The 22,747-nt window shown below is 71.4% G+C and carries 17 protein-coding genes; 3 read left to right on the top strand and 14 right to left on the bottom strand.

Going from position 1 to position 22,747, the window contains the following annotated elements; genetic code table 11:
- Positions 1 to 74: 74 nt before the first annotated feature.
- The gene (locus tag NLX83_RS28755; RefSeq protein WP_254238335.1) at positions 75 to 1,040 is read left to right on the top strand and encodes an aminopeptidase; all 966 of its coding nucleotides are present in this window, start codon (positions 75 to 77) and stop codon (positions 1,038 to 1,040) included.
- Here NLX83_RS28755 and NLX83_RS28750 read toward each other — a convergent pair.
- Both NLX83_RS28750 and NLX83_RS28745 read right to left on the bottom strand, forming a co-directional pair.
- On the bottom strand, positions 994 to 1,446 hold the full coding sequence (locus tag NLX83_RS28750) for a MarR family winged helix-turn-helix transcriptional regulator (RefSeq protein WP_254238334.1): 453 nt from the start codon (positions 1,444 to 1,446) through the stop codon (positions 994 to 996). The two genes, NLX83_RS28755 and NLX83_RS28750, sit on opposite strands and share 47 nt — an antisense overlap.
- Positions 1,437 to 1,892, bottom strand: coding sequence for a hypothetical protein (locus NLX83_RS28745; protein ID WP_254238333.1), 456 nt, complete (start codon positions 1,890 to 1,892; stop codon positions 1,437 to 1,439). The genes NLX83_RS28750 and NLX83_RS28745 overlap by 10 nt, the downstream gene beginning before the upstream one ends.
- A gap of 110 nt (positions 1,893 to 2,002) precedes the next feature.
- Here NLX83_RS28745 and NLX83_RS28740 point away from each other — a divergent pair, with 110 nt between their 5' ends.
- Entirely contained in the window at positions 2,003 to 2,578 is a 576-nt protein-coding gene (locus NLX83_RS28740; RefSeq protein ID WP_254238332.1) for a phosphatase PAP2 family protein, read from the top strand.
- A 172-nt stretch (positions 2,579 to 2,750) separates the two neighbouring features.
- Here the strand turns inward: NLX83_RS28740 and NLX83_RS28735 are convergent, their stop codons facing one another.
- From NLX83_RS28735 to NLX83_RS28690, 10 genes are all read right to left on the bottom strand, one after another.
- On the bottom strand, positions 2,751 to 3,404 hold the full coding sequence (locus NLX83_RS28735; RefSeq protein WP_254238331.1) for a response regulator: 654 nt from the start codon (positions 3,402 to 3,404) through the stop codon (positions 2,751 to 2,753).
- Positions 3,401 to 4,858, bottom strand: coding sequence for a sensor histidine kinase (locus NLX83_RS28730; RefSeq protein WP_254238330.1), 1,458 nt, complete (start codon positions 4,856 to 4,858; stop codon positions 3,401 to 3,403). The genes NLX83_RS28735 and NLX83_RS28730 overlap by 4 nt, the downstream gene beginning before the upstream one ends.
- Positions 4,855 to 6,006, bottom strand: coding sequence for a cytochrome P450 (locus tag NLX83_RS42030; RefSeq protein WP_254238329.1), 1,152 nt, complete (start codon positions 6,004 to 6,006; stop codon positions 4,855 to 4,857). Before NLX83_RS42030 ends, NLX83_RS28730 begins: the two co-directional genes overlap by 4 nt.
- A gap of 19 nt (positions 6,007 to 6,025) precedes the next feature.
- Positions 6,026 to 6,715 carry a hypothetical protein gene (locus tag NLX83_RS28720; protein ID WP_254238328.1) on the bottom strand — a complete coding sequence of 230 codons (690 nt, stop codon included), beginning with the start codon at positions 6,713 to 6,715 and terminating at the stop codon, positions 6,026 to 6,028.
- Entirely contained in the window at positions 6,716 to 7,432 is a 717-nt protein-coding gene (locus tag NLX83_RS28715; protein ID WP_254238327.1) for a helix-turn-helix transcriptional regulator, read from the bottom strand.
- An 836-nt stretch (positions 7,433 to 8,268) separates the two neighbouring features.
- The gene (locus tag NLX83_RS28710) at positions 8,269 to 11,112 is read right to left on the bottom strand and encodes a helix-turn-helix transcriptional regulator (protein WP_254238326.1); all 2,844 of its coding nucleotides are present in this window, start codon (positions 11,110 to 11,112) and stop codon (positions 8,269 to 8,271) included.
- Positions 11,113 to 11,117: 5 nt separating this feature from the next.
- A complete protein-coding gene (locus NLX83_RS28705; protein WP_254238325.1) occupies positions 11,118 to 13,790 on the bottom strand; it encodes a tetratricopeptide repeat protein in 2,673 nt (890 codons plus the stop codon).
- Entirely contained in the window at positions 13,787 to 16,678 is a 2,892-nt protein-coding gene (locus NLX83_RS28700; protein WP_254238324.1) for an ATP-binding protein, read from the bottom strand. Before NLX83_RS28700 ends, NLX83_RS28705 begins: the two co-directional genes overlap by 4 nt.
- Before the next feature lie 729 nt (positions 16,679 to 17,407).
- On the bottom strand, positions 17,408 to 18,007 hold the full coding sequence (locus NLX83_RS28695) for an alpha/beta hydrolase (protein ID WP_254238323.1): 600 nt from the start codon (positions 18,005 to 18,007) through the stop codon (positions 17,408 to 17,410).
- Positions 18,004 to 18,972, bottom strand: coding sequence for a ring-cleaving dioxygenase (locus NLX83_RS28690; protein ID WP_254238322.1), 969 nt, complete (start codon positions 18,970 to 18,972; stop codon positions 18,004 to 18,006). Before NLX83_RS28690 ends, NLX83_RS28695 begins: the two co-directional genes overlap by 4 nt.
- A gap of 95 nt (positions 18,973 to 19,067) precedes the next feature.
- Here NLX83_RS28690 and NLX83_RS28685 point away from each other — a divergent pair, with 95 nt between their 5' ends.
- Entirely contained in the window at positions 19,068 to 19,541 is a 474-nt protein-coding gene (locus NLX83_RS28685) for a MarR family winged helix-turn-helix transcriptional regulator (protein ID WP_254238321.1), read from the top strand.
- 161 nt (positions 19,542 to 19,702) lie between these two features.
- On the opposite strand, the gene NLX83_RS28680 is transcribed toward NLX83_RS28685, so the two are convergent.
- Together NLX83_RS28680 and NLX83_RS28675 are read right to left on the bottom strand one after the other, a co-directional pair.
- Positions 19,703 to 20,923 carry an HNH endonuclease signature motif containing protein gene (locus tag NLX83_RS28680; protein WP_254238320.1) on the bottom strand — a complete coding sequence of 407 codons (1,221 nt, stop codon included), beginning with the start codon at positions 20,921 to 20,923 and terminating at the stop codon, positions 19,703 to 19,705.
- 290 nt (positions 20,924 to 21,213) lie between these two features.
- Positions 21,214 to 22,473 (bottom strand): glycosyltransferase, encoded by a 1,260-nt coding sequence (locus tag NLX83_RS28675; protein ID WP_254238319.1) that lies wholly within the window; start codon positions 22,471 to 22,473, stop codon positions 21,214 to 21,216.
- Between the last annotated feature and the right edge of the window lie 274 nt (positions 22,474 to 22,747).

Genomic DNA, 22,747 nt, shown 5'->3' with positions numbered 1-22,747 from the left:
GGTAAAGCCGTGGCGAGCGCGCGCCGAACCCGGTTGTATACGCCCGACTCGCCCGCTCGCTTAGGAGTTCGCCCATGTCCTGGTCCGAGGTAGCCGTCGCGGCGGTCGACGGCATCTCCCCGCCCACGGGCGGGCTCGTCGTGGTCCGTGATCGCTGCGGTCGGCCGGAGGCGGTGTACGCCGTGGTCGCGGAGCTGGAGCGGCGCGGTGTGACGGCGGTGGTGGACGCGGTCCCGGACGAGTTGTTCGCGAGCATCCTGCACGGCACGGAGCCGGAGCTGATCGAGCACTTCGGCACGCACCGGGCGGCGATGCTCGAAACGGCCGACGGCGTGATCACTCTCGGCGCGCAGAAGCCGGACTTCGACGGGGTGAAACCCGAAGTGCTCCAGGCGTTTCTGCGCGCGCGGGGCGTCATGGGCGAGGTCGAGGCGCGGCGGCGGCTGCCGTTTCTCGTGGTCGGCGTGCCGACGCCGCGGCTGGCACGTGAGCTGGGGTGGTCGACGGCGGAACTCGACCGGGCGGTGCTCCCCGCGATCGCGGTCGAGCGGCGCGTGCTGGCCGACGCGGTCGAGCGCGCCGCCGCCGAGCTGGACCGCCCGCAGTGGGTGCTGGAGTCGCCGGGTTGCCTGCTCACCGCCGACCGGGGCGGCCGGGAACTGCTCTCCGACGACGGACATGTGTCCGAAGTGGACAGAGCGCGGGGAGCGGCGACGAGCAACCTGCCCGCCGGGTCGGTGTACTCGACGGTGATCGAGGAGTCGGTCGAGGGGACGGTGCGGCTCCGCGGCGACATCGTGCTGACCTTCGAGGAAGGTCGTGTCACGACGGGACCCGAACACCTGCGGGGCGAGCGGGTCTCGCACATCGGAGTCGGCCTCAACCCCGCCGCGCGCCCGGTCGGCTGGGTGCTCAACGACGAACACCAGGTCGGCGCGGTTTTCCTCGCCCTGGGCGAGAACCGCTACCTGGACGGGCGGAACGCGTCGGCGCTCAACGAGGACTTCGTGGTCGACCGGGGGCGGCTAGGTTGTCGGTGATCTGGGTCAGGCAGGTCATGAGCGTCGCGACCTGCTCTTCGGTGAGGCCGCGCACCGCGTCGGCATTGACCCCTGTTCCCGCGCGCGCCAACGGTTCCCGTAGTTCTTCGGCGCGTTCGGTGAGGAACACCAGCACCTGACGGGCGTCGGTGGGATGGCGCTCGCGGCGGATCAGGCCGTCGCGTTCCATGCGCTGCAACGTTTTCGCCATGGTGGGCTGTTCCACCCTGACCTGGCGGCAGAGCTCCGCCTGCGTCAGCCCGTCGCGCTCGTAGAGCGACAGCAGCGCGGGGAACTGGCCCGGCACCACGCCGTGGCGCTCGACCCGTTCGCGCAGCGCCTGTTCGAGCACGCGCGCGGCCAGGTTGACCTGGTAGCCAAGCGATTCGGCCCGGATCAGCTCCACTTGCTCCCCTGTCTCGTCACCGCCCGGCCGTCGCGGAAGTTCAACCCCAGCAACGTCAGGTTCAGCAGCCCCGCCGCCAGCTCAACGTACTGGATCACCTGGAACCAGCCGCCGAGGTCCCCCACGGCGGCGAGCTGGTCGAGCGCCACCGCGCACGGCACCAGCACCAGCACGCCCACCGAGGCGATCGCGATCATGCGGCGGGTCTTGCGCACCACGAACGGCGCGCGGCTGCGCCCGGCGAGCTTGCGCCCAGTGCCCCCGGCCGCGGCGAGCGCCGGGACGAGCACGAACAGGCCGAGCGCGATCCCGCGTTTCGCGGCCGCGATCGCGGCGGCGTCACCGCCCAGCTCCACGGTGACCGTGACGATCTGGAAGGTCAGCACCAGCAGCAACGCCAGCGAGGATGCGGTCAGGTGAACGCGAAGGACAACGGCTCGGTTCATATCCATAGCATGCTATTGATTCTGGTGAGCGTCAACCACTGCCCTGGGACAGGGGTGATCGATAACCCTGGACAGTGCCGGTGCTCCCCGCGGATTCCTAGCTTGGCCGCATGACACCACCCGACATCAGCGTCGACTGGTACCGCGCCGTCACCGAGTTCGCGGCGGGGCTGCCCGGCTGGGTTCGCGCGCTCGCCGAGACCGCCACCACCGGCGTGCTCGCCCTGCTCGCCATGGGCTTCGCGGTCGCGTGGTTGCGATCGAGGACCCCTCAAGCACGAGCCGTCGCGCTCCTCGCCCCGGCGGCCACGGTGATCGCGTACCTGCTCAGCGAGACGGCCAAGTCCTTGTGGCAACAGGATCGACCCTGCCGCGCGGTGTCCGGGACTATCGCGGAATGCCCTCCACTGGGCGACTGGTCCTTTCCCAGCAACCACGCGACCCTGGCGGGCGCGGCCGCCGTCGGGTTGATCATCGCCTGGCGTCGGGCGGCGTTCTTCGCGGTACCGGCCGCGCTGCTCGAAGCGGCGTCCAGAGTGATCGTCGGCGTGCACTACCCGCACGATGTCCTAGCCGGACTCATCCTCGGCGGCTCCGTCGCGGCACTCGTGGTTCTCCTCCTACGCGACCCGCTGACGCGTCAGCTAACGAACTCACGAAGGTGGTCGCGCACCCACTCGCAATAGGCACACGCGCAGCGAGGTTGGGGCGTCTTCAAGTACAACAAACCCCGGCTGGAACGGTCGCTAACTGCTACTAACCCCGGGGTTAGTGGCAGTTAACGACCGCTGGGGAGGGGGTACGGCGTACTTGAAGACGTCCTCACTACGGCGGTGACCGTCGGGTGAGTCGGTGTGGTCAGTCCGCGAACTCGGTGACCAGACCGGCTTCGTAGGCCACGATCGCGGCGCGCACCCGGTTCCGGACGCCGAGCCGCTTCATGATCGTGCTGACGTAGACCTTCACCGTGCCCTCCACCAGGTGCAGGCGCGCGGCGATCTCCGCGTTGGACAACCCGCCGCCGACCAAGGCGAGCACGTCGCGCTCCCGCTCGGTCAACTCGGCGACCCGTTCCCGGGCAGCGCGGTCGCGGGGCTGGCCGAGCCGATCCACGACGCGCCGCGCGACCAGCGGCGAGAGGTACGCGGCACCCGCCGCCACCGCGCGCACGCCATCCAGGATCTCGCGCGGATCGCCGGTCTTGAGCACGAAACCACTGGTGCCCTCGCCCAACGCACGGTCGATGTACGTGTCGTCGGCGAAGGTCGTCAACACCAGCACCGCGGTCTCCGGGGCCACCCGCCGGATCTCCTCGGCGGCATCGAGGCCGGTGAGCACTGGCATCCTGATGTCCAGCAACGCCACATGGGGCCGGTGCGCCAGCACGCGGTCCACCGCTTCCCTGCCGTCCCCGGCCTCCGCGACGACCTCGATCTCCTCGTCAGCGGCCAGCACCGCGCGGACGCCGACGCGCACCACCGCCTCGTCGTCGGCGAGCACGACCCTGATCACGGCTTCCCCTCCACGAAATCCTTGGCCACCAAGCGGGTCCCGGCGAAGCACAAACGGTACAGATCGAGCCGTCCGCCGACGAAAGGGTTGCCGTGGGTGCCGTAGTACCGGCACTCCGCGCCCGGTGGAGCCGGTGGCGCGAAGCTCGGCGGGGTCTCGACGCGCGTCCTCGCGGGCAGTACGGACCGGACCTCGTCGAGCGCCTGCCCCACCACCAGGCGATCGAAGTCCCGCGGGCTCAACACCGAGGTACCCGCGTCGTAGACGAGGAACGCGAGCACAACGCCCACTGCCCCGACAACGGTGACACCCGCTACGGACACCGCGTGGACCAGGCTCCGCCGAACTCGCGCCCTCGCAACGTCCAAAGTGGACTCCGCGAGGGGCTCGACCACTACGGGCTCGTGCGGAACGGACGCGTACACCTCGAACTCCGGGCCCACCGGACCCGCGCGAAACTCCCCGCCCACCAAGCGGATTCGCTCGGCCAGCCCGATCAGACCCTGCCCACCACCCGGCGCCTCGCTCGGATTCAGACCATTGTGGACGGTGACCGTCGAAGTCCCGTCCCCGTGCGAGACGCGGACGCGAACAGCCGATCCCGGCGCGTGTTTCGCCGCGTTGGTCAGCGCTTCCCGCACCACCCGGTAGATCGTCCGCTCCACCAGTGGCGGCGCGGAACCGCTCAGACCGAACTCCACCACGAGGCCGGAGTCGCGGTTGCGCCGCACCAGTTCGGTGATCGACGGCGGTTCGGGGTCCTCGCGGAGCAGGCTCACGATGTCCGCCAGCCGCTCCGCCGCGTCGGTCACCGCGGAGCGAGCCGCGCCCGCCGCCTCGCGGTGCCGCGGATCGAGGTCGGGCGACACCTCGAGCGCGCCGATGCGGAGGCCGATCAGGCCGAGCTCGTGCCCGAGGAGGTCGTGCATGTCCCCCGCCAACCTCGCGCGCTCCCGTTGCCGGGCCTGCGCCGCGACGACCTGCTGTTCGTGCTCAAGGCGCCGCGCGAGATCCCAACCCTGCTCGACCAGGGCGAGGTGCTGGCGGCGATAGCGGCCCAGGCACCACGGCAGCAACCCCAGCACCGCCACGCCGAGCACCGCGAAGAACCGCGTGCCCAGGTCCGGTACGGCGACGCCGAGCACGACCGCCCCGGCCGCGAGCATGATCAACGTCGGCCGGGCATCGCGGTCCCGGACCCCCGCGCCGTACCCCGCGAGAACCGTCGCGGGCAGCAACGGCAGCATCGCCATCTCGGGGTACTCCGGGTGCGTCAGCAGCGAGGTCACCCACAGCGTCAACGCGATCGCGAGCGGGGCCACCGGCCACCGCCGACCGAGCAAGGCACCGGCCGCGAGGAGCACCAGCGCGCTGGTCGCCTCCCACCACGCGAACCACGTGAATCCCGCCCACACGACCGGAATCGCCGCGATCACCCAACTGCCCAGGCTCACCATGTGACCGGCAGCGACTCCGGCGGGGCCTCGGCGGAACCGTGGCGCAGGCGGATCTCCTCGGCGGGCGCGGCCAGGCGCAGCGCGGGCAGGCGGCGGGCCAGAACCTCAAGTGCGACTTCGAGTTCGAGGCGGGCGAGGGCGGCCCCGACGCAGAAGTGCGGGCCGTGCCCGAACGACAGGTGCCGCGTGCCCCGCCGCCGCGGGTCGAAACGCTCGGGCTCGGCGAAAGCGTCCTCGTCGCGGTTGGCCGAAGCGATCGACACCATGACGACGTCGCCGCTGCGGATCAGCACCCCGCCCAGCTCGACGTCGGCGACCGCGCGCCGGGAGCGCAGGGCGTCGCCGAAGGTGACGAACCGCAGCAACTCCTCCAGCAGCAAGGGGTCCGCCGCGGGGATCTGTCCACAGTGGAGCAACAGGGTGAGCACCGAGCAGCCGATCGCGGCCACCATCGTCTCGTAGCCGGTGACCAGCAGCGTCGCCACGAGTTTGACCACCGCGAGGACGTCCGGGGAGTCAGGGGAATCAGCGGCGAGTGCCGCGATCAGCCCCGGGCCGGAGGCGGCGCGGACCTGCGCGTGGATGTTCTCCAGCAGCTCGCGCTGCGCGCGCGAGACCTCGTCGTCGGAGAAGTGGTCCACCGACAGCACCGTCTCGGCCCACCGCGCGTAGCGGCGGTGCTCGTCGACGGAAACGCCCAGCAGCGCGCAGATCACCGACATCGCCAGCGGCTCCACGAACGCGGGCATCAGGTCGCCGCCGGGCTCCAGGTCGTCGAGCAGCCGCTCCGCCAGCCCGACGACGACCGGCCGCAGCGCGGCGACCCGGCGCGGGGTGAGCGCACCGGTCAGCCGCGCCCGCAACTCCGTGTGCTCCGGCGGGTCGGTGGTGAACAGCAGGCCCGCCAGCAGTTCGCCGCGCCGGGTCCGCGCGGCGCCGCCGTCGAGCAGCGCGCGCTTGCTGAAGCGGGGATCGGCCAGCACCAGCCGCGCGTCGGCGCACCGGCTGACCAGCCACGCCAGGTCACCACTCGGCAGGCGGACCCGGCACACCGGGCGCTCGCGGCGCAGCCGCCGGTAGGCCGGGGCGGGAGCGGTCAGCTCGGCCCTGGGGAAGGGGTAGGGCACCGGTTCACACTCGGCCACCGACGGCCCTCCACCTCAATCACTCTGGCAGGCCACCGGGGTGGATCTCCCATCCCCGGCCGCGCAACCAGCTCTCCGCGCGTTCCCTGGCCGTCTCCAGCTCCACGGTCATCACGATCACCGGTACCCGGCCGGGCCCGAGCGGCAGCGGCCCGGTCACCGGCTCGGCCCCGAAGAACCGCGCCGCGGAACTGGCGGAGGCCAGGCTGGTCAACACCAGCCTACGGACCGGGGTCCGCGCGGCCCACCACTTCAGGGAGGCGTGTACGAGCGCGGCCGAGACGCCGAGCGAGCGGTGGCTGGGGATCACCACCTCACGGCCCACCACGGTGAACCCGCCGCCCGCGAGGACGTCCTCCGGCAGCAGCTCGCGCAGCTCGCCGAAGTCGTCCCGCACCTCGCCCCAGTCCGGCGTGTTCGGCACGATCCGCATGCTGCCCACGGGCAGCGCGGGGACCTGCGGTTTGCGCTCCAGGCACAGGAACTGGGCCGCGCGCTCGTCGTAGGCGTCCCAGGCGGTGACCCCGATCCGGTGCAGCGTGGACTCGTAGTGCCGCCGCCGCATCTCCAGCACGTCATTTCGCCGCGGCAGGCTGTTCGCGATCCGGAGAAGGAGCTCACGGTCCTGTTTCCGGTAAACCGCGATCAGTGGGTCGAGCGCGTCGAAGGCCGCCGCAGTGCGATCGAACAGGTCTTTCTCACGCGGCATTTACTTGACGTATTCCGGGAGCACCCTCGGCGGCCAGCAACCGACACTCAGAATTCCCAGGGAGTACGCCTTGGAGACCAGAGCCGGCCGGTTCGAGACGCCGAGCTTCCGGAACATCGTGCTGACGTGGTATTCCACGCCCTGCCTGCTGAGGTAGAGCCGCGAGGCCATCTCCACCGCGGACACGCCCGCCGCCACACCCTCCAGGATTCTGGCGTCGAGGTCGGTGAGGATCTTGGCCTGGTCCGGCGCGGGCCGCGCCTCCTGCCGGTCCTCGGCCTCCGGGCGGATCACCACGACCACCGCGCCGACCCGCCCGTCCGGGGCGTGCGCGGCGATCCCGGTCAGCTCACCGGCGAAGACGCTGCCGTCCGGGCGCATCGCCACCATCCGGTCGCCGAAGCTGGTCCGCTGCCCGTCGACCAGCCGGGAGAGCTGGCGGCGCAGGTTGGCCTCGACGCTGGGGTGCAGGAAGTCCTGGAAGCGGCGGCCGTGCACGGTGGCCGAGCGCCTGCCGAACTGCCGGAAGAAATCGGCGTTGGCGTCCCTGACCCGCAATTCCGGATCGAGGTTGGCCATGCACATCCCGGACCGCTCGAAAAGCGGTTTGTAGAGGTCGACCTGGCGCGACAGCGGCGCGGGCGACCAGCGCTTGGGCAGCTCGGCGGGGACTCGTGCCACGCCTTCTCCGGCGATCTCCCTTGCCATGACAGTCATCAGAACCACCCCACTGATCCCCAGAAACAGATAGGCCTTCGGCCCGTGCCGTGAACGGCTTGCGCGCCGTCGGTCACAAATGAAGGCTATGTATTCACTCGAACGGCTTCAACTGGCATACGGACCAACCACTAACACTGTGGTCGGACCGCCCCGACGGTTCGGTGCACCGGGTGGCCGCCGGTGGTTCGGTACGGTCACCCGCCCCACGTGAAGATCACGTCAAGAAGCTATTATCCCAGGTCATAGTCATATTCCACAGATTTGATCATCCGCGTGGCCGATCAAGGGGGATGCGGTTGTACCCCCCTCGACCCAGCCGGTGTAGTTCTTCGGGATGATCCCCAATGACAATTCCCGGTGAAGTGCGCATGAGTACCGGGTGAGCGTCACCGCATGCCCATAAGGGAAGTCGAATCGCCTTCACGTCAGCGGGGCGCCCGCGCGGGCATCCGGACATCCTCCCAGGGGCTGATCTCCCCTCCACCAGCGCGCCGACCCGCCGCCGCAACGCCCGCCCGGGCCGGTCGGGGCGTCTTCAAGTACCACCGACCCCGCCCCCCGAACACCGAAAACCGCCACCAACCCCAAGGGCGGCAGCGGTTTCCGGGTGAACCAGGCCGTGTCCGGCACGTCCTCGGGTACGCCGTTCTTCAAGTACCCCCAACCCCCGTCCCAGCGGTCTTCAACGACGACAAACCCTGGGGCCGTGTCGGGGTTGGGGGTGGTTAACGATGATCGAGAGGGGGGTTGGGGGTACTTGAAGACACCCCAACCTCCGGGCGGAACGCTCAGCTCAACCACTTACAGGACAAGCCAGGACAAGCACTGCGGTGCTACTGGCGCTTCCCGAGCGCGGCGGCGAGCCCGGCCCGGCCGGGGACCGCGAGCTTGCGGTAGGAGTTGGTCAGGTGTTTCTCCACCGCGCGCAGGCTGACGCCGAGCACGTCGGCGATCTCCTGGTTGGTGCCACCGGCCGCGGCCATGCCCGCCACCCGCAGCTCGGTCTTGGTCAGCGCCGCCTGCTGCGCTCCGCCGACCGCGACGGGCACCGAGGGCGACTCGGGCGCGGCCAGCTCCACCAGCGGCCCGGCCTCGCAGGCCAGCGCCAATGCCCTGCTCTCCCGCAACAGCCCGTCGGCGGCCGAGGCGTCACCGCGCTCCTGGAACCGGGAACCCAACTGCGCCAACGCTTTCGCCAACTCCAGCCGATCACAGGAGGTGCGCAGCAGATCGACGGCGTCGCCCAGCAGCTCGATCGCACGGGCTCCCCGGTGCAGCGCGGCCTGCCCGCGCAGCGCGCGTCCAGCCGCCGCCGGGGCACCCCAGGCCAGCGCCCTCGCGGTCTCCTCCTCGACCAGTTCGGCGGACGCGACGTGATCGCCCGCCTGCCGGTGCACCGCCGCCGCCCAGCCGCGCCACGGGTAGACCGCCGGGTTGTGCCAACCCGCCCGCTCCAGCCACTGACCCGCGTCGTGCAGGTACTCCAGCGCCACGTTCGGTTCACCGTCGACGGCCAGCACCAACCCGGACAACAGCTGGTGCATCGCGTGGTGCGCGACGCCGTACTGGGTGCGCCCCGAGCGCTCCCCGTTGCGGTCGAGCAACCACCGCGCGAGCTCGGCGTCGTTGGCGTCCATGGCGATCGTGGTCAGGGCCGAGGACGCGAGCGTCGTCGCCTCCACCCACTCCGCGTCGACCAGCTCCAGCGCCTCGATGCCGCGCGCCCTCGCCTTGCCGATGTTGCCGGAGCACAACAGCACCAGCGCCTGTTCGGCGTAGATCCACGTGCTGCCGACCGTCGCCTGCTGCCGCTGCGCCTGCTCCAGCGCGATGTCCAGCCACGAGGAGACGATCTTCACGGAGTCGGCCGCGGCGAGCGTGCTGACCAGCAACGGCAACGCGGTGTGCACGTGCGAGGCGGTCGCGGGTTCGCGCTCCAGCACCCGGTTGGCGCGCTTGACGATCTCCGGCGCTGGCAGTTTCTGGCTCATCATCGCGGCGTAGAGCAGCACCGCCAGCAGCTCGCGCTCCGAACCGGTGCTCGTCCCGGGGGCGGGCCCCATCGCCAGCAGCCGGTCCACCGCCTCGGCCAGCTGCGCCGGATCTTCCTGCCCGGTGTAGCGCAGCCGGGCTTCCAGTCGCAGGGCCAGTTCCCGTTCCTGGCCGTTGAGGCGGTCCGGATCCCCCAGCTCGGCCGCGACCTGGCGGACGAGATCGCCCACCGGCAGGGGCGCGGCGTTGAGCACCGAGGGCGCGATCCGCACCACCGCCGCGGCGCGGTCCTTCGCGGTGGTCAGCAGCGGAACCGCCTGGGAGATGTGCCGAACCGAGGCGGGCGGGTCGAAACCGCGCTCCGCGGTCGCTAGATCGACAAGAAGCATCGCGCGGTCCTCGCCGTCCGACGAGGAGTCCACCAGGGCCCGGCGCAGGTAGCGGGCCGCGACCTCGGGGGCACCGCGGCGCAACGCCGTGTGCGCCGCCGAACGCAGCACCTCGATCGCCCAGCTGTCCTGCGGCGCCGTCACCGCGAGCAGGTGCGCCGCGACCTGCTCCGCCGGATAACCGCAGCCGTGCAACAACTTCGCGGCGCTGATGTGCACGCGCGCGCGTTCCTCGACGGTCATCGACTCCTCGACCGCGTCCTGCACGGTGAGGTGGATGTAGCGCGGCACCGGCCCCTCGGCCAGCAGCCCGAGCCGGTCCAACACCCGCACCGCCTCGGTGCAGCCGACCGCGTCCAGCCGCGCCAGCCGCCCGATCAGCTCCAGCTCCGCGTGCTCGCCGAGCAGCGCCATCGCGTTGGCGAACTGCCGGATCGGCTTCGGCTGCGACCGCAGGCACGCCACCAGGCGGTCGCGGAACATCGACGGGCCGAGCATCCGGGCGTTCTCGATCTCCCCCGCGACCGGGCGCCGCCTGCCGACCTGCATGTTCAGCAGGATCGACATCAGGAACATCGGGTTGCCGCCCGCGATCTCGTGCACCGCGGCGACGAACTCCTCCTCGCCGGGCTCGCCGAACTGCTCGCGGACCAGCTCACCGGTGGCCGCCGGGCTCAACGGCCTTGGCCGCAGCGTGCGGGTGGCGGAGCCGGTGATCTCGGCGATCAGCGGCTGCTCCGAGCGCGGGTCGCCCTCGCGGACGCTGACCACGACGGTCACCGCCAGCCGGTCCAGCCGCTTGACCAGGTAGCCGAACCAGCGCAGCGACGGCGCGTCCACCCACTGGAGGTCGTCGACCACGATCAGCAGCGGCTGGTCCGCACTCATGTTGGCGGCCAACGCTTGTAGCCCTTGCAACACCGCCTGCGCGACCGCGGCGGGGGTGCGGCCCTCGGTGGGCGGGCTGTCGTCGGCGAAGGCCAGCCGGGCGAACCCGGCCGCGTGGCCGAGCCAGCGCTGCCGGGTCTCGGCGGGCGCGGCGGCCAGCGCGGGCTCGAACAGCTGCCGCACCACGCCGAAGGCGAAGTCCTGCTCCAGCAAGGCTCCGCTGGCCTGCACGACCTTGGCTGCGGGCGCGGCGCCGCGGGCCCCGGCGAGTTCGGCCACCGCGTGCGTCAGCTCGGTCTTGCCGTTGCCGAGCGGACCGGTGATCACCAGCAGCGAGCCGTTGCCCGCCCCGGCCCTGCGCAGCGCCCCGGCGACCACGCTCAGCTCGGTCTCCCGCTCCAGCAACACGGCGGCTACTCCCCCCTGCCCCGGTGGCCGAACGCGGCCACCAGCTCACCCCGGCCGGACAGGCCGAGCTTGTGATAGACCCGGTTCAGGTTCAGCTCGACGCCGCGCCTGCTCACCGCCAGTTCCACGGCGATCTCGGAAGTGGAGCGCCCCCGCGCCACCAGCTCCGCGACCCGCCGCTCCAGCTCGCTCAACGCGCTCAGCACGGGTCGGCCCCCAGGCAGGTCGTCGACCGTCGTGCCCAGCTGCCCGCTCGCCTCCGCCACCAGCGCCGCGGCCTCCTCCGGCGCGGATTCGGCGAGCACGTGCGCGGAGGCCAGCAGCGTGCTGCCGAGCAACTTCGGTTCGCCCCACGTCCTGGCGTGCGCGCGCTCCTCGGCCAGCAGTCGCTCCGCCTCCTCCTGCTCGCCGACCGCGTGCAGGGCGAGCGCGGCGGTGGAGCGCCACGGGATCACCGCCGGGTTGCCGACGCGGTGGTGCAGCAGCCGCCGCCCGCACTCCAGCAGGTCCGCGACGGCCGCCGTCGGCTCACCGACCGAGAGCTGGAACCTGGCGCGGGCGAACAGGAAATGGCACCACGACATGCCCTCGGTGGCGCCGGGCGGCAGCGCCGAGGCGAACTCGGCGAGCACCCGGCCCGCCGCCTCCGGATCGCCGTGCTCCAGGTGCAGCACCGCCTGCACGGATACCACGGAGGGCGCGGCGAGCGGGCGCCACTCGCGCAAAGGCAACTGCCGCAACGTTTCCGCGAGATCGCGCTCGGCGTCCTTGATCCGCCCCATGCCCAGGCACAGCCCCGCGCGCAGCAGCAGCACCGCCGCCAGCACCATGTCCACGCCGACCCGCCGCGCCTCGATCAGCACCTGGTCCAGCCCGGCGAGCCCTTCCGCCCAGTCGTGGGTGAGCCCCAGCGCCCGCGCGGCGGCCATCCTCGGGCAGATCAGCGCTCCACCACCGGCGGCGGGCCGCAGCGCCGCCCGCGCCGACGCCCGCACCCGCTCCAGGTCCCGGCCGTTCATCGCCTCCCGCCAGGCCAGCACCCCGGCCTGCGCGGAATCGCTTGTCGCACGGACGTTCTCGGCACCCGCGGGCGCGAGACGGCCCGGCGCGAACGGCTCGTCCTCGACGCTCCCGGCGATGTCGGAGAGCCAGTACAGCGCCGTCAGCGCGCGGTCGTACGGCCGGGTGTCCCGGCGCAGCGCGCCCACGAGGTGCCGCCGCACCACCTCGACTTCCCCGCCCGCCAGCAGCAGATCCGCCGCCGCGAGCCGGTACTCGGCCACCTCGGCGCCGCCCGGGCCGCTGATCACCTCGCCCAGCAGCCGGGTACCGGCGGTGTGTCGCGGCCCCAGCTCCGCGGTGGCCAGCTCGATCATCAGCCGCGCCCGCGCGGGCTCGCTCAACGGTTCCTTCAACGCGCGCTGGAGGAACCGGCTCGCCTCGGCGGGCCGCTTGCCGTTGCGGTCCCGCGCCGCCGCGCGGCTGAGCAGCTCCGCCGCCCACGGCCGACCGATCGGCGACGCGGCCAGCAGCATGCCCGCGACGTCGCGGTCCGGGATCGCCGAGCGGTGCCCCAGTTCCGCCGCCGCGGCGTGCAGCTCCGCCCGCTCCCGCTCCGGCATCCCGGACAGCACCCGGGACGCGGTGACCGGATCGGAGAGCTCGGGCTCGTCCCCGGGCCGCACCAGCCCGACGCCCTCCAGCCGGGCCAGCGCCTCCGACTCCGGCATCGTGCGCAGCCCGGCCAACGAGCACACCAGCCGGAAGTCCAGCCGCGACCCGCACACCGCGAGCGCGCGCAGCAGTCCGACCAGCTCCTCCGGCAGCACCGCGGTCAGCCGCGCCACCCGATCGCCCAGCTCGGTCGCGACCGTCCCGTGCAGCTCGCCGAGGTGCTCCATGACCGGTGCCAGCCCGGTGCGGGCGAACTGCCGCAACACCGCGCGCACCAGCCACACCTGCCCGCTGGTCGCCCGCAGCAGCGCGCGGCTGAAGTCCTCGTCCAGCGGCCCGGGGCAGGCGGTGGCCAGCAGCATGTTCACCCCGGCCGGGCTCAGCGGTCCCGGGCGCAGCAGGTGCGCGGCCACCGAGCCCGACCGCGGCGCGGCCAGTTCGGCGATGGCGGGCAGGCCGATCGGGCGGCAGCCGTCGTTGCCCGCGACCACCAGCAGCAGCGGCACCTCGCGCAGCCTGCGGGCCAGCGCGCGCAGCCACCGCGCGGACCACGGGTCGGCCCAGTGCGCGTCGTCGACGACCACGAGCAGCGGTTCCCGCCGCGCCAGGCCGAGGAACTCCCGGCACAGCGCGGGCAGCACCTCCGACTCGCGCTCGGACTCCGCCCACCGCGCGTCCGTCCACACTGGACAGTCATCGGCCGGGAACGCGGACAGCAGCTGGGAGACCAGGCCGTAGCGCAGCTCCGACTCGGTGCGCGAGCCGCGGGCCGGGCAGACCCGGATGCCCGCGGCCTCGGCGAGCGCGATCGTCCTGCGCACCAACGCCGTCCGCCCGGCGCCGGGCCGGTTCTCGATCACCACGAGCGCGGAGCGGCCGAGCGAGAGGCCGGTGACCGAACGGCTCAGCAGGTCCAGTTCGGCACCGCGGTCGACCAGCAGGTCCAGCTCGTCCTCGTCGCGCCAGCCGCGGCGCCGCGTCCCGCGCTCCGCCACCGCCCTCACGCCGAACCCTTCTCCGGCGCCGGGGTGCGGGCGAGCGCACCGGGCAGTTCCGCCCGGCGGCTGAGCCCGAGCTTGCGGTAGACGTTGGTCAGGTGCACCTCGACGGTGCGGACGGTGACGAACAGGGACTCCGCGATCTCCCGGTTGCTGTTGCCGTCCGCGGCCATCACCGCGACCCGCCGCTCGCTGCCGGTCAGCCCGTCGATCGGCGAGCGGATCTCCTTGCGCAGCCGCCCGCCCGCGAGCACCAGCAGCCTGCCCGCCTCGTTGGCCAGCACCTGCGACCCGCACCGGGTGGCCAGGTCGAGCGCGCCGCGCAGGTGCTCCCGCGCGCCCTTCGCGTCATCGGCCCACAGCGCCGCCTGCCCCAGCCTGCACAGCGCGTTCGCCAGGTCGAGCCGGGCCGGGGTCGCCGAGAGCACGTCGACCGCCTCGGCCAGCACCCGCACCGCGCGCCGCGGCTCGGCGAGCACGCCCTCCGCGAGCAGGCCCAGCCCGACACCGCGCAGGGTTCCCCACTGCTGGGCCAGGTCCTGCGCGCGCTCGACGACCTCGCGGGCCTGGCGCTGCTGCCCCTGCTCCGCGCGGATGCACGCGACGTCGACCCACCACCTCGTGAACAGCGGGTTGGTGATGCCCGAGTCCTCCAGGACCGCGCCGCAGCGCAGGAGGTTCTCCAGCGCGCCGTCGAGGTCCCCGCGCCGCCAGCGCAGCTTCGCGCCCGCCATCAGGTAGTGCGGCCCCTCCCAGATCAGGTCGTCGATCCGGTCCGGGCGCGCCCGCGCCAGCGCGGCCTCGGCCTCGTCGAGCTCCGCCCGCTCCAGGTGCGAGACGGCGAGCCCGACCCAGGGCACCGTGCCCGCGGTGTCCCACGGCTCCTGCTCGAACACCGCCAGCGCGGTGTGCATGTCGGCCGTGAACTCCGACAGCTCGCCGATGCTGTGGTGGAGCATGGCGCGCGTGGCCAGGGTCATGCAGTAGGACCACAGGTTGGCGTGCTCGCGGCTGTTCTCCAGCACCGAGTCGAACGCCGCCAGCGCCTCGTCGGTCTTGTCCGCCAACTGAAGCGTGAACGCGGCGTTGAGCACCGCCCAGCGCGGCATTCCCCCCGCGGGGCCGCGCAGAGCCCGCCGCGCCAGGTTCACCGCGTGCTCCACCGGTTTGCACTCCACCGCCGCCAGCGAGGAGGCCATCGCCAGCACCTCGCGCTCCGCGGGCGTGTCGCCGTCCGGCAGGGGCATCCGCCGGGCCAGCTCGCGCAGCACGGGCATCGTGGACTTCTCGTCCGAGCCGATGAACAGCAGCGCCGACCACAGCCTGGTGCGCAGATCGCGGTCGGTCGGGCCGGGCGTGGGCCCGATCGTCGCGGTCAGCTCCGCGAGGGTGTCGCCGAGCACCTTGGTCGCCTCCGGCGCCCGCTGCGTGGCGAGCGCGGTGAGGCCGTACTGCACGGCCACCTCCGCCCGCTGCCGCACGTCCATGCTCAGGCTCAGCACGCGGCCGAGCTGCTCCAGCGCGCCCGCGGGATCGGTGTGCGCCAGGCAGCGCGCGAGCTGGACGCGGACCGGGACCTGCTCGGTGTGGTGCAGCACGCGGTTCAGGTAGCTCACGGCGGCGTCCGGAGCGCCCCGCTGCTCGGCGTGCCCAGCGGCGTCGGTGAGCACACCGAGCATCCACCGCTCCGGCAGGTCCGCCAGCAGCATCAGCTGGTTGGCGACCTCCTCCGCGGGCCGCCCGGCGTCGTTGAGCAGCCGCGCGGCGCGCACGCGGAGCCGGGTGACCTCCTCGGCCGGAGTCGCGCCGAGCACCGCCGAGCGCACCTCGTCGTGCACGAAGTCCAGCTCGTCCGGGTGCAGAACCTCGTTGCGCCGCAAGGCTTCCGCGGACATCGTCACGAGTCGCGCCTGCACGCCCGCCAGCATGCTGACCAGGTCGGCCCCGCCATCGGGCACCGCCCCGCCGAGCACCGCGACCGCCCTGGCCACCGCGCGGGCGTGCTCCGGCAGCCCGGCCAGGCGCAGCAGCACCGAGGACGCCAGCACGTCGCGGCCGACGACCTCCACCCTGGCCACGGCGGCGTCGTCGGGGAAAGCACCATCGCGGCGCAGCTCGCCGAGCAGCCGAGCGGTGAGCAATGGATTACCGCCGGAGACCTCCACGCAGGCACGGAGGAAGGCAGGCGTCGGGGTCCCGCCGAGGGCGTCCACCGCCAGGGTGGCGATCTCGTCGGTCCGCAGCGGCCCCAGATCCATCGACGTGCACCGCGCGTGCGTGAGCAGCGCGCCCAGTCCGGCAGTGCCCGGTCCCCTCGTCTCGGTCCGGTGCGCGAGAACCACGAGCAGGGGCAGGCCGTCCGCCCGGCGCAGCAGGAAGTCCAGCCAGTGCATGGACCGCTCGTCGCACCAGTGGGCGTCATCGAGCACCAGCACCAGCGGCGCCTCCGCCGCGAGGTTGACCACCAGCCAGTACAGCCCGTGCAGCACGCGGTAGGACGGAGTCCCGCCGAGGTTCTCCACCGCCGTCCCGTCTTCGTCGGCGAGCAGCGCGGGCAGTGCCCACCGGGCACTCGCGCTCAGCCGGGGGTCGTCCTCGCCGGTGATGCCGAGGGTGGAGAACAACGCCCGGACCGCGCCGTAGCCGACGCTGCTGTTCACCTCGCGGCAGTCCACGCGCAGGACGGTCGCGTGGTGCTCCAGCGCGAGACCGGGCAGCAGGTCGTCGAGGAGGCGGGTCTTGCCGATCCCGGCGGGCCCGCGCAGCAGCACCGCGGACGATCGCCCGGACAGTGCCGATCGGGCACGAGCGGTCAGCGTGGCGACCTCGGCGGAACGACCGACGAAGCGCACGGGGCCGGTCCGCCGCCCGCCGTCACGCCTGCCGTCGTCCACCACGCGGGCCAGCTCCCTTCCGCCACGGCTGCCCCCATCGCGGTGAGAGCGCTACCACCACCAGAGACTACCCAGTCGTTCCCCCTCGGCCGTGCCTTCCGGCGGCCGACATGAAGAGAATGACATTTGCCGCAAACCCTACCGAACCCGCTCGAAGAAGGGTCTGGATCACGGTTTTCGCTGGTGGATTCGCGCCAGGGGGCAAGATGTCGACAGATCCGGAAACCTTAAAGAACAGCGATGATTAACGAATTCTGATGAGGGCCGATGAGTTGACGTCCATCATTCGACGGACACGGGGCGCCCCAAGCGGAGCAGCGACGCCGCAGCGTGCCGACCCGGCGGCCGATCACGGCAGCTGACCGGGCCTCGGGCGGCGCGGCCTCCGGCACAACTCGGGACTACCCCCGAACGAGCGTGACGCGGATCACCGCGACCGCGAGCACATCGCGCACCCGGAGTCAAGACTTGTGAAAAAAGAAGGAGGACGAAAAGGCACTCACCTCAATCACAGTGCCCTCCGGCAAGCCCGCTGACCAAACGCCGTGACATTTGTCCTGGATCAATGTCGGACAAAGCGCGAGTATTCCGCACCCGGACTCGAACCGGGCACGGCCCCCGCGAGATCCGGTCACCGGGCACCGCGGCGGTGCCCGAACCCACATCGCCGCCGAGGTCCGTGGAATGCGCATTCCCGGTGCGATGCCCGGTCGGGCCCGAACGGGCAGATCAGAGCCAGTCGCGGGCAGCCGTCAGGCCGTCTGCGGTGATCTGGTGACCGCCCGGGTGCAGGCTCCGGGTGACCGCCACCCCGCGCTCGGCCAGCAATTCGGCCAGCCGATCGGCCGAGTCCAGCGGCGCCATGGGGTCGCGCCGTCCATTGGCGAGGAACACGCGGCTCCCGGTGAGGTCCAGTCGCGGCGGATCGGGCAGCGGCGCCATTCCCGCGAACAACACGGCCTCGCGCACCGCGTCCGGCCGCAACAACGCCACCGCCGCGGCGATGTTGGCGCCGTTGGAAAAACCGACCGCGACGATTCGCCGCCCCGCCAAGCCGTACCGCTCGCGCGCACCCACGACGAAGTTGGCCAGCTGGTGTGCGCGAGTGACCACATCCTCGAAGTCGAACACTCCCTCGGCCAGCCTGCGAAACCAGCGCGCCATCCCGTTCTCCGACACAGGCCCGGCGGGCGCGAGGGTCGCCGACCCCGGGCTCAGGTGCTCGACGAGGCCCAGCAGGTCGTCCGGGCCGCCTCCCGTGCCGTGCAACAGCAGCAGCACGGGCAGCTCGGGGTTCCCGTCGTTGAAGCGGTGTTCAAGCTGGGTCACGCAACAACCTCGGGGTTGTTCTCCTTGGGCAGGTCCAGCACCGGCAGCATGGCCTCGATCTGCTCGCGCTTGGGCTCCAGCCACGGCGGCAGCTTCAGCGCGCGGCCCAGCTCCAGCAGCGGCTCGTCGATGTCGAAGCCGCCGGTGTCGGTCGCGACCTCCAGGAGGGTGCCGCCGGGCTCGCGGAAGTAGATGGAGCGGAAGTACTGGCGGTCCATGATCGAGGTGACGTTCACGCCCTTGTCGACCAGTTCTTCGCGCCACGACACCTGCGTCTGCTCGTCCGGCACTCGCCACGCCACGTGGTGCACCGTCCCGGCGGCCGTCAGCCCGCGCGGCGCCTTCGGCGTCACCAGCACGTCCACCAGCGCTCCCGCGCCACCGTCTCCGGCTTCGAACCGCAGGCGGTCGCCGTCCTGGTGCAGGAAGCGCAGACCCAGGTCGTCGGTCAGCATCGCGGCCGTCTCGTCCTCCCGCGTCACCGAGAGCGTCACCGAGTGCAGGCCGCGGATCGCGTGCTGGGCGGGCACCAGCGCGGTGTCCCACGGGTCGCGCGGATCGCCCTGCGGGTGCGCCACCAGCGACAGCGCCAGGCCGTCGGGATCGCGGAAGTTCAGGGTGTCCTCGTTGTCGCTGTTGCGCACTCTGCTGACCTCGACCCCTGTGTCTTCCAGGTGCTGTCTCCACCAGCCGATCGAGGATTCCGGCACGGAGAAGGCGGTGGTGCTGGCCTGCCCGGTGCCGATGCGCCCCTGCGGCGCCTCCGGCCAGGGGAAGAAGGTCATCAGCGTGCCCGGCTTGCCCGAGGAGTCGCCGTAGTAGAGGTGGTAGGTGCCGTTGTCGTCGAAGTTCACCGTCGTCTTCACCAGGCGCAACCCCAGCGTGCGCAGGTAGAAGTCCACGTTGCGGTTGGGGTCGCCGCCGATGGCCGTCACGTGGTGCAGACCGCTGGTGCTGATCGACATGGTTCCTCCTCGAAGGGCTGCCGCAGACGCTAGTCCCGATATCTCTTCCACGCAAGAGGTCTCCGCAGAAGAGACCTGGCGGCTAGGCTGTCGGCATGACGAAGCCGCAGACGCTCAACTCCCCGCTCGACGATGACGACGAGATCGTCACGCTGTGGGGTCTGGTCATCGAGGGCTACCTGGCGACGCACCAGGGCCTGATGGACGAGATCGCCGAGCGGTTCGGCCTTGCCCCCGCCCCGTTCGACATCCTGTTGCGCCTGGTGCGTTCCCCGGAGCAGCGGATGCCGATGACCCGCCTCGCCCACGAGGCCGCGCTGACCAGCGGTGGCTTCACCAAGGTCGCCGACCGCATGGTGGCCGCCGACCTGATCCGAAGAGAACCGTGCGACACGGACCGCCGCGTGATCTACGCGGCGCTCACCGACCACGGCACCGAGATCGCCAACAAGGCCCGCGTCGCGTGCGCCGAGATCCTGCGCCGCCGCGTGCTCGCCCCCCTGGGCCCCGACACCGCGATCGGCCTGGCCGACGCGATGCGCACGCTGCGTTCCGCGAACGGCAAGTGATCGCCCGGTTCCTGCGCCGGGTCGGCTTGACCTGGGGCCCCTAGCGCGTGCCGAGGGCCTGCCGGACGGGCACGGGAGGGAACCCGGCCCTCGCGCGCGAGCGTATGGCACGCGCACCCCAGGCAAAGCCTCCGATCCGTTGCGCCCCTTGCCTTCCAGCGTCACAGCTTCAATGGGCAATCCACCCTGAAGTTCCGTAACGGCACCTGGTCAGGATCGATCCACTTCGGCGGGATGAAGCTCGGTATCCCCTGCTCGAAAACGATCACCCAATCCTGTTCGTGCATCACGTGATGGTGATGCACACAGAGCAGGACGAGGTTGTTCAGGTCGGTCGGCCCGCCGTCGATCCAGTGCACCACATGATGAGCTTCCGTCCATGCCGGGGGCCGATCGCAGCCGGGGAAGGCGCATCCCTTGTCCCGCACCGCCAACGCCCTCCGCTGAGCCGGTGAGGCGAGTCGTCGTGTGCGTCCGTAGGCGAGGGGTTTGCCCTCTTCGCCGAGGACGATGTGGGCGATGTCGGCGTCGCAGGCCGTGTGCTGGGCCAGGCCGGGGGACACCGGCTGTCCGGTGTCGGTCCGGGCGCACCCGGTCTTGTCCGCCAGGTTGTCCGCGTCCATCGTCACCACCACCAGCGAACGGGGCAGCCCGGGGAGGTCGCGGGCGGTCATCGCGATCGTCATCGCCTTGACGAAGGCATCAGCCAACCGCTGCTCGAAGGTCCGGGGGTCTTTCTCCCCGTCCACACTCCTGGGCTTGGACAACGCCAACAAGAAGTTGAAAATCTTCTCGCCATCGAGCGGACCCACCATGGCACTGAAACGCAGGCTCCCGTCCTTGTCCCGGAACATCCGCGCCGCCCGCCGCGCAATCGCGTCCTGCTCATCCCGGTAGACACCGTCCGGGTCGACCACGGTCCGCACATATTTTCCGGCGCGCATCAGGAACTGCGGGTCCAACGTCGGCGCCACATCCGCCAACACCCGATCCGCGTCCTCCACATACTCCGACGGCAGACGCTTGATCGCATCCGAGATCACCAACGCATGCTCGCCACTGATCGCACCCGCATACATCGCGTCGCGGGTGTGCGGGAGATTCGGCAACTCGCGTACCAACCGCGTGCGCCGCTTCGCCTCACTGGGATGGATCTTCAGCTTGTCCCGCAACAGGATCGCGAGATCCCTACAGCCGTAGGTGGCGTGCAGGACACGCTCATCAGCCTGGGTGTCGGCGTCGGTCTTCACAGCGGTCAGGAGCCTGCTGATCGTCTCCAACTCCAGCAGGAACTCCAGGTGGTCGTTCTCGGGGAGTTGGTAGGAGTCGTTGGCCGCCAGCTGCGCGGCGAGTAGATCCTTGATTGCCTTGGTATCCAACATGATCACACCTCCTCTCCGTGGATACCTCCATTGCCTCAGGGGGCAAGATCGACATCCAAGTACCAGCGAGTGAATCCCTACCCGCCAACGGTTCCGGCGCGTCACCGAAATCGGCATTCGGGTAGGGTCCCCCAACCGGGCGATACCAATCTCCACAACCAGCGAAACGCAAGGGGCACAACGGAATCGAGGCTTTACCTGGGGTGCGCGTGCCATACGCTCATCGCGAGGGCCGGGGTTTCATCCCGTGCCCCCGAGAGGCCCAAGGGCACGCGCAAGGGGCCCCCAGGTCAAGCCGACCCCACGCTGGTACCGAGAAGCGACTCCACCAGCACACCAGCCCGCTGCACCCCACCAGCGGCCGACAAGAGACTTCCCAACTCCCCCGCCCGAGCCCGAAACCCCTTGTCCGCCAACACAGACGTCACGGCCTGACTCACCGCCCGCGCGCTCGGCCGACCGGTTCGGAGGTTCACGCCCGCCCCGGACCACGCGACCCGCCGCGCGACCTCGGGCTTGTCCAGGGAGCCACCGGCCACCACCAATGGCACGCCCGAGGACACGGCTGCCAGAACTCCGCCCCAACCGCCATTGGTCACCATAACGTCGACGAACGGCAGCAGCTCGGAATGCGGCAGGAAAGGTGACGCGATCACGTTGGGGGGCAAAGGACCCAGCGTGGAGGGAGACGTGCACACGACGAACACGGGCTTGTCCGCGAGCCCCGCGATCGCGGGTTTGAGCAGATCGGCGGGATCGACGTCCAAGGTGCCCTGCGTGACGTGCACGACGGGCACCTTCGAGGACGTCACCTCCGGCGGAAGCTCTCCGCCAGAACCCGGGGAAGCCAGACGGCCCACGAAGTGCACGTGCGGAGGAAGATCGCTGCGAGTGTAGTCCAACCCGGGAACTCCTTGCGCCACAACGAGGTGCGGCGAATAGAAGCCCTCAAGGCCGCCGCCGACGAGCGTCGGGCCGAGCCCCACCGCCGCGCGCATGCGGTTGATCATCGGGTCGGCGAGGCGGCGGTAGGCGGCGCGCGCGACGGGGCGGAGCACGGCGTCGCGGACCCTACCGGCGGCACCGCGCGCGGGCGAGAGGGGCATGCCGGGCGGGGGCAGGTCGCCGCTGGAGTAGGACAGCGGCGTCACGGCGACGGTCGCCCACGGGATGCCGAGCAGCTCCCCGGCGAGGGCGGTCCCGAACGCCAGGTGGTCCCCCACGATGAGGTCGAACGGTCTGCGGCGCGCCGCGGCGACGATGTCCCTGGCCTGTCCGGCGCCGGTGCCGAACAACACGTGCTTGCTGTTCTCGAAGCCGCCGCGCGCCCCCTTCCCGTTCCCGACCGAGGGGAAGGTCGCGGCCAGGTCCGCGTCGTCGAAGTCGGTCGCCTCAGTCCACGGCAGCCACTCCCCCGGGAAGCGCTCCCGGTACTTGGCGCCCGTGTGGGTGACCACCTCGTGGCCGCGCCCGGCCAGCTCGTGGGCCAGCGGGGCGATCGCGCCGACGTGCCCGGCGAAGGGCAGCGACGTCACCAGAATCCGTGCCAAGACCGCCTCCGAGCATGTCGATCCGGTGCTCCCGGTTCGACGTGTCTATATGGGAAGGAGTGCTCACCCCTGCGGACACCTTCACTGGCTGAACGCATACGCTGGTGATCAGCGGTCTACCTCGCCCTTGAAGACAGCGGAATCCTCGGTCACGCCGTCACGATCGACCGTGGGCAGGTGGATCGACTGTCCGCTTGCCAGTTCGAGGAAGTCCACCCCGCCAGCGTACTGATCTCGTCGGGACGGTGGTCGCACCGACGCCGAGCTGCCCGTA

The sequence above is a fragment of the Allokutzneria sp. A3M-2-11 16 genome (genome assembly GCF_024213555.1).
Lineage (GTDB): Bacteria > Actinomycetota > Actinomycetes > Mycobacteriales > Pseudonocardiaceae > Allokutzneria.
This window is presented reverse-complemented; position numbering and strand designations above follow the sequence as displayed.